The organism is Cellulomonas hominis, from assembly GCF_901521055.1.
Taxonomy (GTDB): Bacteria; Actinomycetota; Actinomycetes; order Actinomycetales; family Cellulomonadaceae; genus Cellulomonas; species Cellulomonas endometrii.
In genome coordinates this window covers 199352-212491 of record NZ_CABEGA010000001.1, presented here as the reverse complement: position 1 = coordinate 212491, position 13140 = coordinate 199352, and the positions used below count along the sequence as shown (strand labels likewise).

Below are 13140 nucleotides of genomic sequence, written 5' to 3'. Positions count from 1 at the left end.
GGGCGAGCGGGAGGGCGGAGGGCGGAGGGCGGAGCGTGCCCTGCCGGGCGCGGGGTGTCCAGCGGGCTCCGCGCAGCGGACGCGGCGGGTCTTGCCCAGCGGACCCGCGGTTGCATCTCGTCGCGGACCTGCCGACGGTGGAGGGGTCCGATGGTCGCCACGCACCCCTCACGGGTGCGGCGACCGCCACCGGCGACGAGAGGAGCACCTGTGCTCACCGTGACCGAGAACGCCAGCACCGCCGTCCGTGACCTGACCACCCGTGCCGGACTGCCCGAGTCCGGCGGCCTGCGCATCGCGGAGTCCGAGCAGCAGCTCGGGGCCTTCGACCTCGCGCTCGTCCCGGAGGCCGTGCCCGGCGACGAGGTGATCGCGACCGAGGGCGCCACGGTCTTCGTACCGCCGACGACCGCCGAGGCGCTCGCGGACCTGACGCTGGACGCCGACCCGGCGACCGGGACGGGCGGCCCCGCCTTCACGCTCGCGCCCCGGGACTGACAGCAGACGCAGCGAGGGCTCGCGCATCCACCGGAGTGGATGTGCGAGCCCTCGTCGTGCCGGGCGCACGTGACGGTGTCCCACCGTCAGGTGCGGGTGCCCGGCACCGGTCCGGCGGTGGTGTCCCACCACGCGCCGGACCAGGTCGATGCCCCCTGGTGGGGCGTCAGGCGCGGGCGCCCTTGCGGCCGGTCAGCGCGCCGTAGATGAGCAGCACGATGATCGAGCCGGCGATGGCGAGCAGCCACGACTGCAGCGACCAGAACTCCTCGAGCGGGCGGTTGAACAGCACGCTGCCCAGCCAGCCGCCGAGCAGCGCACCCACCACGCCGAGGAGCAGGGTCACGAACCAGCCGCCCGCCTGACGCCCGGGCAGGATCGCCTTCGCGATCGCACCGGCGATCAGTCCCAGCAGCAGAAAAGCGAAGAATCCCATCGGGCACCTCCATGTCGCGGTTCGAACGGTCATGACCGTCCCACGGGATGACGGTTCCCGCATCCGGAACGGCCGCGGGGCCGCTGGTGAGCGGCCTGCGCCGAGGTCAGGACATCTGGCTCATGACGAGCGCGCCGAGCGCGAAACCGACGATCGTGGCCACGACGGCGACGATCAGGGCGATCTTGCCGAGGCGCTCCTTGCGCACGACGGCGAAGATGCCGGTGACAATTCCAGCGAGTCCGAACACGATCGGCAGGAACAGCACGGCGATCGCCGAGAGCACGAACGTGATGATGGACAGGACCGGGGTCCCGGTGGTCGCCGTGGGGACGGCGGGGGTGTGCTGGTTCTGGCCGTAAGGGCTGGTCATGGCGTCTTCCCCTGTCGGTGTGCGGGTCTGCGGTGACTGCAGTCGCAAACTAGGACAAAGGGGTCAATGGCGCGCGGTGGGCCGGGTGATTCACCCGTCCGTGGCGGTGTCAGGCGGCCGGGATGAGGTCGAAGGCGTTGCCCTCGGGGTCGGTCAGGCTCACCCACCGCGCCGCGCCGCCCACCGCGCCGAGCCGCCGGGCCCCGAGGCGCACGAGCCGCTCGGACTCCCGCTCGAGGTCGGTGGTCACGAGGTCCAGGTGCAGGGCGTTGCGGACGACGCCGCCGGAGCGGACGCGGTCGAAGACGAGCCGGGGCGCGCCACTCGCGGGGTCGTCGAGCAGCTCGGCGTGCTCGGGGCTGGCGCCGGGCGCGACGTCCCGGCCGAGGGCAGCGCCCCAGAACCGGGCGACGGCGTGGGCGTCGTAGGCGTCGAACGTGAGTCCGTGGAACGTGCTGGCCATGGGTGCCTCCGCGAGGGGTCGGACGGTCGGGTGCGCTGGCGGCCGGGTCGGCGGTCGGGCCGGGCCGGGGGCCCGGGAGGACCGGCGTCGACGGGGCGGCGCGGGCGGCGTACCCTGGAACGGAGGAGCCTCCGTTTCGCTCCTGACTCTAACCGGAGGGACCTCCGGATCGCAAGGGGAAGTCGACCGTGACCGCTGCATCCTCGTCGCCCGCCGCCGCCCGGCCGCTGCGCGCCGACGCCGCGCGCAACCGTGCGCGGCTGCTCGCCGTCGCCGTGGAGGCGCTCGCCGAGGACGGCGACATGCCCCTGGAGGCCATCGCCCAGCGCGCGGGCGTCGGGATCGGGACGCTCTACCGGCACTTCCCGGAGCGCAGCGCGCTGGTCGAGGCGGCGTACCGGCAGGAGGTCACCGCGCTGTGCGACGCGGCGCCGGCGCTGCTCGACCAGGACGGCCCCGCGGTCGACGCCCTGCGGGAGTGGATGGGCCGGTTCGTCCGGTACGCCGCCGCGAAGCGGGGGATGGGCGCGGCGCTGCGCACGGCCGTCGGCTCGGACTCGTCCCTGTTCGCCGAGACGCGCAGCCGGATCATCGCCGCGATCGACCTCCTGCTGGACGCCGGGCGCGCCGACGGGTCGGTGCGGCCCGACGTCGACGGCGAGCAGGTGATGCTGGCGATGGGCGGCGTGTGGAACGTCCCGGACTCCGACCGCTGGGAGCAGCGCGTGCGCGGGTTGCTCGACCTCCTCGTCGACGGCCTGCGGTACGGCGCCCCGGCGCGCTGACCGACCAGCCCGGGCGCGCGCGACGACGGCCGGGGTGGTGGGCCCCGGCCGTCGTGCCGATCAGCCGCGCGGGATCACGCGCGCGACAGGTACGCCTCGATCCGGTCGAACGCGCCGACCCACGCCATCTCGGCGAAGAAGTCGCGCACCTCGGGCGTCGGGAAGCCGCTCTGCACCACGCTCATCAGCGTGCCGCCCTCCACGGCCTCGAACGTCACCACGACGTGCGTCGTCATGGTCTGGCCGTCCGGGCTGCTGCCCACCGACTCGGTGACCAGCCGGTGGGGCCGGTCGATCTCGAGGAACGTCTGCGTCTCGCGGAACAGCTGGTCGCGGCTGGGTCCCCAGACCGCGGTCTGCTGCCCGCCGACGCGCAGGTCGACCTCGATCTCGACGACGCCGGGCTCGGTGTCGAGGATGGCGAACCAGATCTTCTGCTTCTCGGCGTCGGTGTAGGCGTCGAAGACCTCGTCCGGCGTGGCGGGCAGCACCCGCGAGGCGCGGAGCTCGAGGTCGGTGGCGTCGGTGGTCATGGCGTAGGTCCTTCCGTCGGTGGCGGTCCGTCGTCGGGCGCGTCGTCGTCCGGCACGCCCTGCTGCAGGGTGAAGAAGGCCTCGAGGCCGTCGAGCCGGCGCTCCCACAGGCGCTGGTAGAACGCGATCCAGGACATGGCGTCGTCCAGCCGCTCGGTCCCCAGGCGGCACTGGCGTGCGCGCCCGACCTTCTCGGTGGCGACCAGACCGGCGTCCTCGAGCACCTGCACGTGCTTCTTCATGCCGGTGAGCGTGATGCCGTGCGGCTCGGCGAGCTGGCCGATGGTCGCCGGCCCCTCGCCGAGGCGCACGAGGACGTCGCGTCGGGTCGCGTCGGACAGGGCCGCGAAGACCTCGTCCAGGTGGTGTTGCTGAACCATGTGGTTCAGCGTAACAGTGAACCGATCGGTGCACAATAGGCGTGCGTCAGGCGGTGACCCCGGCGGGCGCGCGGCGGTCCGGCTCGTCGCCGCCGCGGGCCTCCCGGTACGACGGGACGCGCAGGCGGGCGGCCCAGCGGGGCACGCGCAGGGTGCCCGGAACGTGCAGGACGGGGTCGAACCGCAGGGCCGGGTCGTCCGTGTCATCCGGCCGCGCCGGGCACACGAGCCGCCCGCAGCGCCGCCACGCGCCGCCGGGGCGCGCGGACAGCAGGATCAGGTCCAGCCCGTCGCGGGCGGACGGGTCCGCGCCCGGGGTGGGCACCGCGGCGAGCAGCACCGGCCGGCCGCCGGAGTCGAGGAACGGCATGAGCGTCCCGAACCCGCCGCCGAGCGGTCGGCGGCGCGGGGCCAGCAGGAAGCGGGTCGCCCGGCCGAGTCCGGTGCTGGACAGCAGGAGGTCCTGCGGGCGGCCGTCCACGGTCCACCGCGCCGCCACGCCGATGACGTCCGGCAGCGGTGCCGGCAGCCCGACGGAGCGGGAGACCCGCGCCACGACGGGCGCCACCAGCGGCGCGCCGAGCTCGCGCGCGCCGGGAGCCACGCCGGCGTCGGGCCCGTCGGGTGCGTCGAGCACGAGCGTCCCGTGGCGCACCACCCCGCGCGGGTGCAGCGGGCGCGGGGCGGTGCGCAGGGTCCGGACGACGGCGACGAGCGCGCGCAGTCCCGCCCCCGCGGTCTGCGCGACGCTCGTCCTCATGCCGGTCCGGTGCTGGGCGCCGGTCAGGCGCGGGCCGTGCCCCGGTCGCGGCGCGGCCACAGCGCGATCGCGAGACCGGCCAGGGCCGAGACGATGTGCAGCACGTTGTCCGCACCGTTGATGTTGAGGAAGTTCCACTCGGGCCGGTTCGCGACGACCAGGCCGTAGACGAACGTGGCGCCGTAGCCGATGAACAGCAGCCAGCCGTAGGTCCGGGCCTTCGACGGGGTGCTCCACAGGGCGATGCCGAGCAGGCCGATCACGATGTGCACGATGTTGTGCAGCGGGTTGATGGCGAAGCCCAGCAGGGTCTGGGTGTGGTCGTGCTCGGTGAACCCGTCGAACCCGGTGACGAGGAAGCCGGCGAGGCCGACGACGAGGTAGACGATCCCGATGACCAGGGCGAGCCACTGGTGCGGCTGCCGGACCGCGGTGCGGTCGGCAGGGCGGGCCGGAACAGAAGACGACATGAGAACCCCCGGTGCGCTGCTGCGTCAGGCGCCTCTCCTCGACGCGGTCCTGCCGCTCCAGGATGCGTCGCCGCTGCTCCGGGCGCATCCGGGCGCCGCTCGCCGTGCGCGGCGGGGTGCGGGGCGGGATGCTCGACAGCGACGCCCACGCCACCGACCCCGGGGGGACCCGATGCACCTCGACGAGAGCGCACCGCTGCGCGCCACCCGCCGCCTGGAGCAGGCGGCCGGCCTGGACCCCGTGATCGACCGGGTGCGGCCCGTCGTCCTGGCCGCGCTGCGCGCGCGACCGGGCCTCGCGGGGCTGCTGCACGGCAAGCCGCTCGGGCACGCCGCCCACCCGCTGATGACGGACGCCCCGATCGGCTTCTGGGCGAGCGCCACCGTCCTCGACCTCGCGGCTCCCGCAGACCCGGGCAAGCAGCGGGCGGCCGACACGCTGCTGGGGCTCGGCATCCTCTCCGCCGTCCCGACGGCGATCACCGGGGTGGCCGACTGGGCGGTCTCGGACCGGCGGACGCAGCGCGTGGGCTCGGTGCACGGCGTGCTGAACGAGGTCGCGCTCGGGCTGTACGGGGCGTCGTGGCTGCTCCGGCGCGGCGGCCACCGGGGCCTCGGCGTCGCGGTCGCGCTGGGTGCGGGCGCCGTGCTCGGGGTCAGCGGGTACCTGGGCGGGCACATGGCCATCCGGCTGGGCTCGCCGCCGGACACCGCGTCCGGCCCGGCCGAGCCGCCGGCCGTGGCGCCGGCCGTGGCGCCGCAGGACGAACCCGGGGCCGGGCTCCGTGAGTCCGAGCGGCCCGCGACGGACGACCCCGTGATCTGACGCCGGCGGGCGCTGGGGCGGGAGCCGCCGTGAGCGGGCGGACGGCCGACCAGCCGGTGCGGGTCCCGGCGACCCTGCAGCGGTGGGACGCCGTCGCGTTCCTGCACTGGCCGTGCGAGCCCGCCGCGGTGCAGCGGCTGCTGCCGCCCGGGCTGCGGGCCGACGTGCTCGACGGTGCGGCGTGGCTGGGGATCACGCCGCTGGTGATGCGGGACGTGCGCGCGCCCGGGACGCCCGCCCCGCCGGCGCTGGCCGCGTTCGCGGAGGTGAACGCCCGCACGTACGTCCACCACCCGGCGAGCGGCACGGACGGCCTGTGGTTCCTCACGATGCTCTGCGCCCGGACGCTGGTGGTCACGGGCCTGCGCGCGCTCGGGCTGCCGTACGTCCGCGCCGACGGGACGGTGCTGCGGGCCGGGGGCCGCACCGACTACGCCGTCACGGACCGCCGGGGCGCGGAGCTCCGGGTGACCGTCCGGCACCCGGGACCGGAGCGGGTGCCCGACGCCTTCACCGACGCCGTGACCGGCCGGTGGAACGCGTACGTGCGGCGCGCGGGGCGGCTGTGGCGCGTCCCCGTCGAGCACCCGCCGTGGCCGCTGCACGCGGGCACGGTCGAGGGGCTGCGCACGAACCTGCCCGCGCGGTGCGGGCTCGACGTCGGGACCGCCGAGCCCCTCGTGCACTGGTCGCCCGGCGTCGACGCGCGGATCGGCCTGCCGCGGCCGGTGTGAGACCCGGTTGGACGGGCGGCGCGGGTGACCGGCTGCCACGATCGGGGAATGGCCCCCGAACGGATCACCGACCGGCTGCTCAGCTGGGCCTCGCTGCTGGAGCCGATGACGCGCGAGCAGGCGGTCCGCACCTCGGAGCTGCCGTTCATCCACCCGCACGTCGCGCTCATGCCGGACGCGCACCTGGGCAAGGGCGCCACGGTCGGCAGCGTCATCCCGACGGTCGAGGCGATCATCCCGGCGGCGGTCGGGGTCGACATCGGCTGCGGCATGATCGCCGTCCGCACGCAGTGGACCGAGGAGCGGCTGCGGGCCGCCGGGCGGCTCGCGGACCTGCGGGTCGACATCGAGCGCCGCGTGCCGCTGTCGGCCGGCGTGGCCAACCGCCGGCTGACCCGGTCGGCGGAGCAGCGCGTCGCCACGCTGGAGGAGGCCGCCCGCGCCGCCGGGTTCGACCCGGCCGCGTACGCGCCCCGGTGGCGGCTGCAGCTCGGCTCGCTGGGCTCCGGCAACCACTTCATCGAGGTCAGCGCCGACGAGTCCGGGCGGGTGTGGCTGTTCCTGCACTCCGGGTCCCGCGGGGTCGGCAACAAGATCGCCCAGCACCACATCACGGTCGCCGCGGAGCGCTGCCGGAAGGCCCGGGTCGACCTGCCCGACCGGGACCTCGCGTACCTGGAGGAGGGCACCGCGGAGTTCGACGCGTACATCCGCGAGCTGCGCTGGGCCCAGGACTTCGCCCTGCTGAACCGCGAGGAGATGATGGACCGGGTGGTCGCCGCGGCGGGCGCGTTCGTCGGCGAGGACGTCGTCGAGGCGGAGCGCGTGAACTGCCACCACAACTTCACCGAGCAGGAGGAGCACGCCGGCCGGCGGGTGTGGGTGTCCCGCAAGGGCGCGATCCGCGCGCGGGCCGGTGACGCCGGGCTGATCCCCGGGTCGATGGGCACGGCCTCGTACGTCGTCGTCGGGAAGGGCGAGCCGCAGTCGCTGTGCTCCAGCCCGCACGGCGCCGGGCGCGCGTACTCCCGGTCCGCCGCGCGCCGCCAGTTCACGCGGGCGCAGCTGCGGGAGGCGATGCGGGGCATCGAGTACCGCGACACCGACGCGTTCCTGGACGAGATCCCGGCGGCGTACAAGGACATCGACCAGGTGATGGCCGACGCCGCGGACCTGGTCGAGGTGCGGCACGTGCTGCACCAGCTGGTCAACGTCAAGGGCGACTAGGCGTGGACCGGGGTCGGGTGGGGCTGCTGCTGCGCGGGCCCGGCGGCGTGGTGCGCGTGGCCGGCGCCGTGTGCGTCGTCGTCGCGGTGGTCGCGCGGGGGCCGGTGGACGCGGCGCTGTTCGGGCTGGTGCTCTCGGGGCTCGTGGTGCCGGTGACGGCCGGGGTCGACGGGCGGCTGGACGCCGCGTACGGGGCGGGGCTGCTCGCCGCCGCGTGGGCCGGCGCGCTCGGGCTCTACGAGGCGGTGACGTGGCTGGACCTCGTCATGCACCTGGTGGTGACGGGGCTGGTCGCGGCGGTCGCGCACCTGGTGCTGGCCCGGCGGTCCGGGGCGGTGCTCGACCCCGGCCGGGCGACCGGGACCGGGGAGCGCGTCGGGTCGGTGGCGGTGACGACGGCCCTCGGGCTGGGGCTCAGCGTGCTGTGGGAGGTGGGGGAGTACCTCGGCCACACGTACGCGGACCCCACGATCCACGTGGCGTACCGCGACACGGTCGGCGACCTGGTGCTGGGCGGGCTCGGCTCGACCGTCGCGGGCACGGGGCTGGTCCTCGCGGGCCGCGCGCGGGCGAGGGCGTCGGCCGCCGCCCGCACCGGCTAGGGGCGACCGGTGGTCAGGCGCTGTCGCGCCAGACCACCGGGGTGTCGAGCAGGATCGCGGCGGGCTCCGGCTGGTCGCCGGCGATCTGCGCGAGCACGCTGCGCGCGGCCGCGCGGCCCAGCCCGGCGGCGGGCTGCCGGACGGTCGAGAGCTGGGGCGTGCACCGCAGCGCCCACGCCGAGTCGTCGAACCCGACGAGGCCCACGTCCTCCGGCACGCGCCGGCCGGCCCGGCGCAGGGCGTCGAGCGCCCCGGCCGCCACGGCGTCCGACGCGGCCACCACCCCGTCGATGTCGGGCACCCGCTCCAGCAGGGCCGACATGCCCGCGGCCCCGTCGGAGTAGGAGTACAGCTCCACGGGCTGCACCAGCGCGGGGTCGAAGCGGTCCCCGAGGGCGTCGGTGAACCCGGCGAGCCGGTCGGCACCGGAGTCGCGGTCGAGGGCGGCGGCGATCATCCCGACCTTGCGGCGCCCGGTCGCCAGGAGCCGGGCGGTGATGTCCCGCGCCGAGCTCACGTTGTCGATGCCGACCCACGACTGGTCCTGCAGGTCGGGCGGGTGGCCGACGAAGGCGACGGGGAGCTGGGCGGTCCGCATCACCCGCGTGATCGGGTCGTTGGCGCGGGCGGACACGACCACGGCCCCGTCGACGAAGCCCCCGCGCAGGTACCGGGCGACGCGCTCGCCGTCCCGGTCCGAGCCGATGACCAGGCACACGAGCTGGTAGTCGGCCTCGGACAGCGCCTCGTTCGCGCCCAGCAGGATCTCCCCGATGTTCGGGTCCTCGAGGAACAGCCGGTGCGGCTCGTGGACGACGAAGCCGACCGCGTTGGTGCGCTGGCGGACCAGGTTCCGGGCGGTCTGGCTCGGGACGTACCCGACCTTGCGGATCGCCGCGTCGATGGCCTCGCGGGCCTCGGCCGAGACGTAGCCCTCGCCGGTCAGGTGCCGGCTGATCGTGCCGCGCGAGACACCGGCCTCCCGGGCGACGTCGTGCACCGTCGCGCGCTTGCGGCGGGGCGGGGAGGCGGTCACGGGCCCACTGTAGCGACGCCGCGGGGCTTGACACCGGGACGCACGGCGCTAATGTGTGCACGTTCACACATCGCCCGGCCGGATCGCGGACGGGCGGACATGTGCACGTGCACACACAAGGGAGTTGCGCACGATGACGACGACTGCCGCCCCGTCGACGGCCAGGACCGGCCCAGCCCGGGCGACCTTCACGCACCCGGGCGTCGCGTTCGGCTGCGACTGGAACCCGGAGCAGTGGGACCGGTCCGTGTGGCGCGAGGACGTGCGGCTCATGCGGGACGCGGGCGTCGACCTGGTCGCCGTCAACGTCTTCGGCTGGTCGCAGGTGGAGCCGCGCCCGGGCGAGTACGACTTCCGCGACCTCGACGAGGTCATGGACCTGCTGGCCGAGCACGGCGTCCGCGCCAACCTCGGCACCGGCACCGCGTCCACCCCGCCCTGGCTGACCACCCGGCACCCCGAGGTGCTGCCGGTCGCCGAGGACGGCACCACCCGCTGGCCCGGCGGCCGGCAGGCGTGGTGCCCGTCGTCCCCGGTGTTCCGGGAGCGGTCGCTGGCCCTGGTCGAGCAGGTCGCCCGGCGGTACGGCGACCACCCCGCGCTCGCGCTGTGGCACGTGTCCAACGAGCTCGGCTGCCACAACGCCCTGTGCTACTGCGACACCAGCGCGGCCGCGTTCCGCCGGTGGCTGCGGGACCGGTACGGCGACGTCGGGGCCCTCAACGCCGCCTGGGGCACCACGTTCTGGAGCCAGCGCTACGGCACGTTCGACGAGGTGCTGCCGCCGCGCGCCACGCTCTCCACCCGGAACCCGGGGCAGGTGCTCGACTTCCAGCGGTTCAGCTCGGACGAGCTGCTGGGCCAGCTCCGGGCCGAGACCGCGGTCCTGCGCGCGCACAGCGCCGCCCCGGTCACGACGAACTTCATGGTCACCGACCACATCCGCGACCTCGACTACTTCGCCTGGGCACCGCACGTCGACGTCGTCGCGAACGACCACTACCTCGACCACCGCCTCGCGGACCCGACCACCGAGCTCGCGTTCAGCGCCGACCTCACGCGCGGCGTCGCGGGCGGGGCGCCGTGGCTGCTCATGGAGCACTCCACGGGCGCCGTGAACTGGCAGCCGGTGAACCTGGTCAAGGGCCCCGGGGAGATGCTGCGCAACTCGCTCACCCACGTGGCCCGCGGCGCGGACGGCGTCTGCTTCTTCCAGTGGCGGGCGTCGACGCAGGGGTCGGAGAAGTTCCACTCCGCGCTCGTCCCGCACGCGGGGACCGCGTCCCGGCAGTGGCGCGAGGTGCTGGAGCTCGGCGCGACGCTGGACCGGCTCGACGAGGTCGCCGGCTCCCGGGTCCAGGCCGACGTCGCGGTGCTGTTCGGCTGGGAGTCCTGGTGGGCGGTCGACGGCGAGAACGTCCCGTCCACCGCGGTGCGGTACCGCGAGCAGGTCCTCGCCGCCTACGCCGCGCTGCGCGCCCAGGGGGTGACCGTCGACGTGGTGAGCCCGTCCGCGCCGCTCGACGGCTACCGCGTGGTGGTCGTGCCGGCCCTGTACCTGGTCCGGGACGAGGAGGCCGCCGCGGTCGCCCGGTTCGTCGAGGCCGGCGGGACCGCGCTCGTCACCTTCTGGTCCGGCATCGCCGACGAGCGCGACGCGGTCCGCCTCGGCGGGTACCCCGGCGCGTTCCGGGACCTGCTGGGCGTCCGGGTCGAGGAGGTCGCGCCCGTGCTGCCGGGCGACGTCCTCACGCTCGACACCGGCCAGCGCGCCCGGCTCTGGAGCGAGCGGTCCGAGGCGGTCGGTGCCGACGTGCTCGCCCGGTTCGCCGACGGGCCCGCCGCGGGCGACCCGGCGATCACCCGCCGCGCGGCCGGCCTCGGCAGCGCCTGGTACGTCGCCACCGCCCTGGAGGCGCCCGACCTCGCCGACCTCGCCGGGCGGGTGCTCGCCGACGCCGGCGTGGCCACCGACCCGGCCCTCGCCGCCGCCGGGGTGGAGCGCGTGGTGCGCGCCGCCGCCGACGGCCGCCGCTGGACCTTCCTCGTCAACCACTCCACGACCGACGTGGCGCTGCCCGCCCGGGGGTACGAGCTCGTGACGGACACCGCCGTCGCCGGCGAGCTCGTCGTCCCCGGGGGTGCGGTCCGCGTCCTGCGAGAGGAGCCCGTCCGATGACCGCCGTCACCCACGCCCCGCCCGTCGTGGCGCCACCCGCCCCGGCCGCGCGGGGCGGCTCCCGCCGGTACCGGAAGGCCATCGCCTTCTTCGTCGCACCGTTCGGGCTGCTGTTCCTGGCCTTCTACGTCGTGCCGATCCTGTACGCCGTCTACCAGTCGCTGCTCACCGTCGAGCGCGACGGCACGTTCGGCGCCGCGCGCACGGTCTTCGGCGGGCTCACCCAGTACCAGCGGGTCCTCGAGGACGAGGCGTTCTGGTCGTCGGTCGGCCGGGTGCTCGTGTTCGGCGTCGTGCAGGTGCCGGTGATGCTGGGGCTCGCGCTGCTGTTCGCGCTGCTGCTCGACTCCCCGCTGGTCAAGGGCAAGAAGTTCTTCCGGCTCGCCTACTTCGTGCCGTACGCGGTCCCCGGCGTCATCGCGGCGATCATGTGGGGGTTCCTGTACTCCCCGCGGCTGTCGCCGTTCACCGCCCTGACGTCGAACGTCCCGATCCTCGGCGCCGACCTGGTGCTGTGGGCCATCGCCAACGTCGTGACCTGGGTCTACGTCGGCTACAACATGCTCATCATCTACTCGGCGCTGCTCGCCATCCCGAGCGAGGTGTACGAGGCCGCGGTGCTGGACGGGGCGAGCCAGGCGCGCATCGCCTGGTCGATCAAGATCCCGATGGTCCTGCCCGCGATCTCGCTGACCGCCATCTTCTCGATCATCGGCACGCTGCAGCTGCTCGCGGAGCCCCAGGTGTTCCGGTCGTTCAGCTCGGCGGTCACCAGCACGTTCACGCCGAACATGACCGTCTACACGACGTCCGCCGTGCCGAACCCGAGCCTCGCAGCGGCCTTCTCCGTCGTGCTGGCGCTCGCGACCTTCGTCCTGTCGTTCGGGTTCCTCAAGCTCTCGCAGCGCCGGGAGGCACGATGACCACGCTCCAGGCCCCGCCCGCCGGCCGCCGGTCCGCGACCGGGACGACCCCGGGCCGCTCCGTCCGGACGCCCGTGCTGCCGCGGCTGTCGGCGATGCTCGTCATGGCGGTGTTCACCGTCTACTTCCTGCTGCCGATCTGGTGGCTGCTCGTCGCCTCGACCAAGACCCGCGGCGACGTGCTCGGCACCAACCCCCTGTGGTTCGCGGACCTGAACATCGTCGAGAACGTCCGCGACGTGCTCACGTACCGCAACGGGCTGTTCGGGCAGTGGATGGCGAACTCGCTGCTGTACGCCGGCGTCGGTTCGCTCGTCGCGACGCTGCTCGCCGCGATGTGCGGCTACGCCCTCGCCAAGTACGCGTTCCGGGGCCGCGAGGCGATCTTCAACGTCGTGCTCGGCGGGGTGCTCGTCCCGGCGACCGCCCTGGCGCTGCCGCTGTTCCTGCTGTTCTCCCGCGTGAACCTCACCGACACCTACTGGGCCGTGCTGCTGCCCAGCATCGTCAGCCCGTTCGGCGTGTACCTGGCCCGCATCTACGCGGCCGCCAGCGTGCCGGACGAGCTCATCGAGGCCGCCCGGCTCGACGGCGCGGGGGAGGTCCGCACGTTCTTCGGCGTCAGCGTCCGGCTGATGACCCCGGCGCTGGTGACCATCTTCCTGTTCCAGTTCGTCGCGATCTGGAACAACTTCTTCCTCCCGCTGATCATGCTGCGCGACGAGCGGAAGTTCCCGGTCACGTTCGGCCTCTACCAGTGGAACTCGCAGCTCAACCAGATCCCCGAGCTCAACACGTTCGTGCTCGTGGGCTCGCTGCTGTCGATCGTCCCGCTCGTCGTCGCGTTCCTGGCGCTGCAGCGGTTCTGGCGCGGTGGCCTCGGCGCGGGGTCCGTGAAGTGACCCCGCACCCCTC

17 protein-coding genes are annotated in these 13140 nt (G+C 74.7%); 9 read left to right on the top strand and 8 right to left on the bottom strand.

Features of this window, described 5'->3' with window-relative positions:
* Positions 1-210: 210 nt before the first annotated feature.
* Positions 211-498, top strand: coding sequence for an adhesin (locus KJP73_RS00965; RefSeq protein WP_213280844.1), 288 nt, complete (start codon positions 211-213; stop codon positions 496-498).
* A 166-nt stretch (positions 499-664) separates the two neighbouring features.
* On the opposite strand, the gene KJP73_RS00960 is transcribed toward KJP73_RS00965, so the two are convergent.
* The 3 genes from KJP73_RS00960 to KJP73_RS00950 all read right to left on the bottom strand — a co-directional run bounded on the left by KJP73_RS00960 (position 665) and on the right by KJP73_RS00950 (position 1770).
* Positions 665-934: a GlsB/YeaQ/YmgE family stress response membrane protein gene (locus KJP73_RS00960; RefSeq protein WP_213280843.1), complete on the bottom strand. Its 270-nt coding sequence runs from the start codon at positions 932-934 to the stop codon at positions 665-667.
* A gap of 106 nt (positions 935-1040) precedes the next feature.
* A complete protein-coding gene (locus KJP73_RS00955) occupies positions 1041-1307 on the bottom strand; it encodes a hypothetical protein (protein WP_213280842.1) in 267 nt (88 codons plus the stop codon).
* Positions 1308-1416: 109 nt separating this feature from the next.
* Positions 1417-1770, bottom strand: coding sequence for a VOC family protein (locus KJP73_RS00950; RefSeq protein WP_213280841.1), 354 nt, complete (start codon positions 1768-1770; stop codon positions 1417-1419).
* A gap of 188 nt (positions 1771-1958) precedes the next feature.
* On the opposite strand from KJP73_RS00950, the gene KJP73_RS00945 reads away from it, so the two are divergent.
* Positions 1959-2555 carry a TetR/AcrR family transcriptional regulator gene (locus KJP73_RS00945; protein ID WP_249668973.1) on the top strand — a complete coding sequence of 199 codons (597 nt, stop codon included), beginning with the start codon at positions 1959-1961 and terminating at the stop codon, positions 2553-2555.
* A 74-nt stretch (positions 2556-2629) separates the two neighbouring features.
* Here the strand turns inward: KJP73_RS00945 and KJP73_RS00940 are convergent, their stop codons facing one another.
* The 4 genes from KJP73_RS00940 to KJP73_RS00925 are packed head-to-tail and all read right to left on the bottom strand — an operon-like array spanning position 2630 to position 4698.
* The gene (locus KJP73_RS00940; protein ID WP_213280840.1) at positions 2630-3088 is read right to left on the bottom strand and encodes an SRPBCC family protein; all 459 of its coding nucleotides are present in this window, start codon (positions 3086-3088) and stop codon (positions 2630-2632) included.
* The gene (locus KJP73_RS00935) at positions 3085-3468 is read right to left on the bottom strand and encodes an ArsR/SmtB family transcription factor (protein ID WP_213280839.1); all 384 of its coding nucleotides are present in this window, start codon (positions 3466-3468) and stop codon (positions 3085-3087) included. The genes KJP73_RS00940 and KJP73_RS00935 overlap by 4 nt, the downstream gene beginning before the upstream one ends.
* A 46-nt stretch (positions 3469-3514) precedes the next feature.
* On the bottom strand, positions 3515-4228 hold the full coding sequence (locus tag KJP73_RS00930) for a hypothetical protein (protein WP_213280838.1): 714 nt from the start codon (positions 4226-4228) through the stop codon (positions 3515-3517).
* 23 nt (positions 4229-4251) lie between these two features.
* A complete protein-coding gene (locus tag KJP73_RS00925; protein WP_213280837.1) occupies positions 4252-4698 on the bottom strand; it encodes a DUF4383 domain-containing protein in 447 nt (148 codons plus the stop codon).
* A gap of 172 nt (positions 4699-4870) precedes the next feature.
* On the opposite strand from KJP73_RS00925, the gene KJP73_RS00920 reads away from it, so the two are divergent.
* The 4 genes from KJP73_RS00920 to KJP73_RS00905 are packed head-to-tail and all read left to right on the top strand — an operon-like array spanning position 4871 to position 8087.
* Positions 4871-5524, top strand: coding sequence for a DUF2231 domain-containing protein (locus tag KJP73_RS00920; RefSeq protein WP_213280836.1), 654 nt, complete (start codon positions 4871-4873; stop codon positions 5522-5524).
* A gap of 29 nt (positions 5525-5553) precedes the next feature.
* On the top strand, positions 5554-6258 hold the full coding sequence (locus KJP73_RS00915) for a YqjF family protein (protein WP_213280835.1): 705 nt from the start codon (positions 5554-5556) through the stop codon (positions 6256-6258).
* A gap of 48 nt (positions 6259-6306) precedes the next feature.
* Entirely contained in the window at positions 6307-7485 is a 1179-nt protein-coding gene (locus KJP73_RS00910) for an RtcB family protein (RefSeq protein ID WP_213280834.1), read from the top strand.
* A gap of 2 nt (positions 7486-7487) precedes the next feature.
* Positions 7488-8087, top strand: a complete 600-nt coding sequence (locus KJP73_RS00905) for a hypothetical protein (protein WP_249668972.1) — start codon at positions 7488-7490, stop codon at positions 8085-8087.
* 13 nt (positions 8088-8100) lie between these two features.
* Here the strand turns inward: KJP73_RS00905 and KJP73_RS00900 are convergent, their stop codons facing one another.
* Positions 8101-9123 (bottom strand): LacI family DNA-binding transcriptional regulator, encoded by a 1023-nt coding sequence (locus KJP73_RS00900; protein ID WP_213280833.1) that lies wholly within the window; start codon positions 9121-9123, stop codon positions 8101-8103.
* A gap of 133 nt (positions 9124-9256) precedes the next feature.
* On the opposite strand from KJP73_RS00900, the gene KJP73_RS00895 reads away from it, so the two are divergent.
* Genes KJP73_RS00895 through KJP73_RS00885 form a run of 3 tightly spaced genes read left to right on the top strand, consistent with a single transcriptional unit; the run spans position 9257 to position 13127 of the window.
* Complete coding sequence (locus tag KJP73_RS00895) at positions 9257-11302, top strand: beta-galactosidase (RefSeq protein ID WP_213280832.1); 2046 nt, start codon at positions 9257-9259, stop codon at positions 11300-11302.
* The gene (locus KJP73_RS00890; protein ID WP_213280831.1) at positions 11299-12225 is read left to right on the top strand and encodes a carbohydrate ABC transporter permease; all 927 of its coding nucleotides are present in this window, start codon (positions 11299-11301) and stop codon (positions 12223-12225) included. Before KJP73_RS00895 ends, KJP73_RS00890 begins: the two co-directional genes overlap by 4 nt.
* Complete coding sequence (locus KJP73_RS00885) at positions 12222-13127, top strand: carbohydrate ABC transporter permease (protein WP_213280830.1); 906 nt, start codon at positions 12222-12224, stop codon at positions 13125-13127. Before KJP73_RS00890 ends, KJP73_RS00885 begins: the two co-directional genes overlap by 4 nt.
* Positions 13128-13140 lie beyond the last annotated feature (13 nt).

Bases quoted from the DNA above. Each gene is read 5' to 3' on its own strand.
- KJP73_RS00960 (WP_213280843.1), bottom strand. From the start codon at position 934: ATGGGATTCTTCGCTTTTCTGCTGCTGGGACTGATCGCCGGTGCGATC.
- KJP73_RS00955 (WP_213280842.1), bottom strand. From the start codon at position 1,307: ATGACCAGCCCTTACGGCCAGAACCAGCACACCCCCGCCGTCCCCACG.
- KJP73_RS00950 (WP_213280841.1), bottom strand. From the start codon at position 1,770: ATGGCCAGCACGTTCCACGGACTCACGTTCGACGCCTACGACGCCCAC.
- KJP73_RS00940 (WP_213280840.1), bottom strand. From the start codon at position 3,088: ATGACCACCGACGCCACCGACCTCGAGCTCCGCGCCTCGCGGGTGCTG.
- KJP73_RS00935 (WP_213280839.1), bottom strand. From the start codon at position 3,468: ATGGTTCAGCAACACCACCTGGACGAGGTCTTCGCGGCCCTGTCCGAC.
- KJP73_RS00930 (WP_213280838.1), bottom strand. From the start codon at position 4,228: ATGAGGACGAGCGTCGCGCAGACCGCGGGGGCGGGACTGCGCGCGCTC.
- KJP73_RS00925 (WP_213280837.1), bottom strand. From the start codon at position 4,698: ATGTCGTCTTCTGTTCCGGCCCGCCCTGCCGACCGCACCGCGGTCCGG.
- KJP73_RS00920 (WP_213280836.1), top strand. From the start codon at position 4,871: ATGCACCTCGACGAGAGCGCACCGCTGCGCGCCACCCGCCGCCTGGAG.
- KJP73_RS00910 (WP_213280834.1), top strand. From the start codon at position 6,307: ATGGCCCCCGAACGGATCACCGACCGGCTGCTCAGCTGGGCCTCGCTG.
- KJP73_RS00895 (WP_213280832.1), top strand. From the start codon at position 9,257: ATGACGACGACTGCCGCCCCGTCGACGGCCAGGACCGGCCCAGCCCGG.
- KJP73_RS00890 (WP_213280831.1), top strand. From the start codon at position 11,299: ATGACCGCCGTCACCCACGCCCCGCCCGTCGTGGCGCCACCCGCCCCG.
- KJP73_RS00885 (WP_213280830.1), top strand. From the start codon at position 12,222: ATGACCACGCTCCAGGCCCCGCCCGCCGGCCGCCGGTCCGCGACCGGG.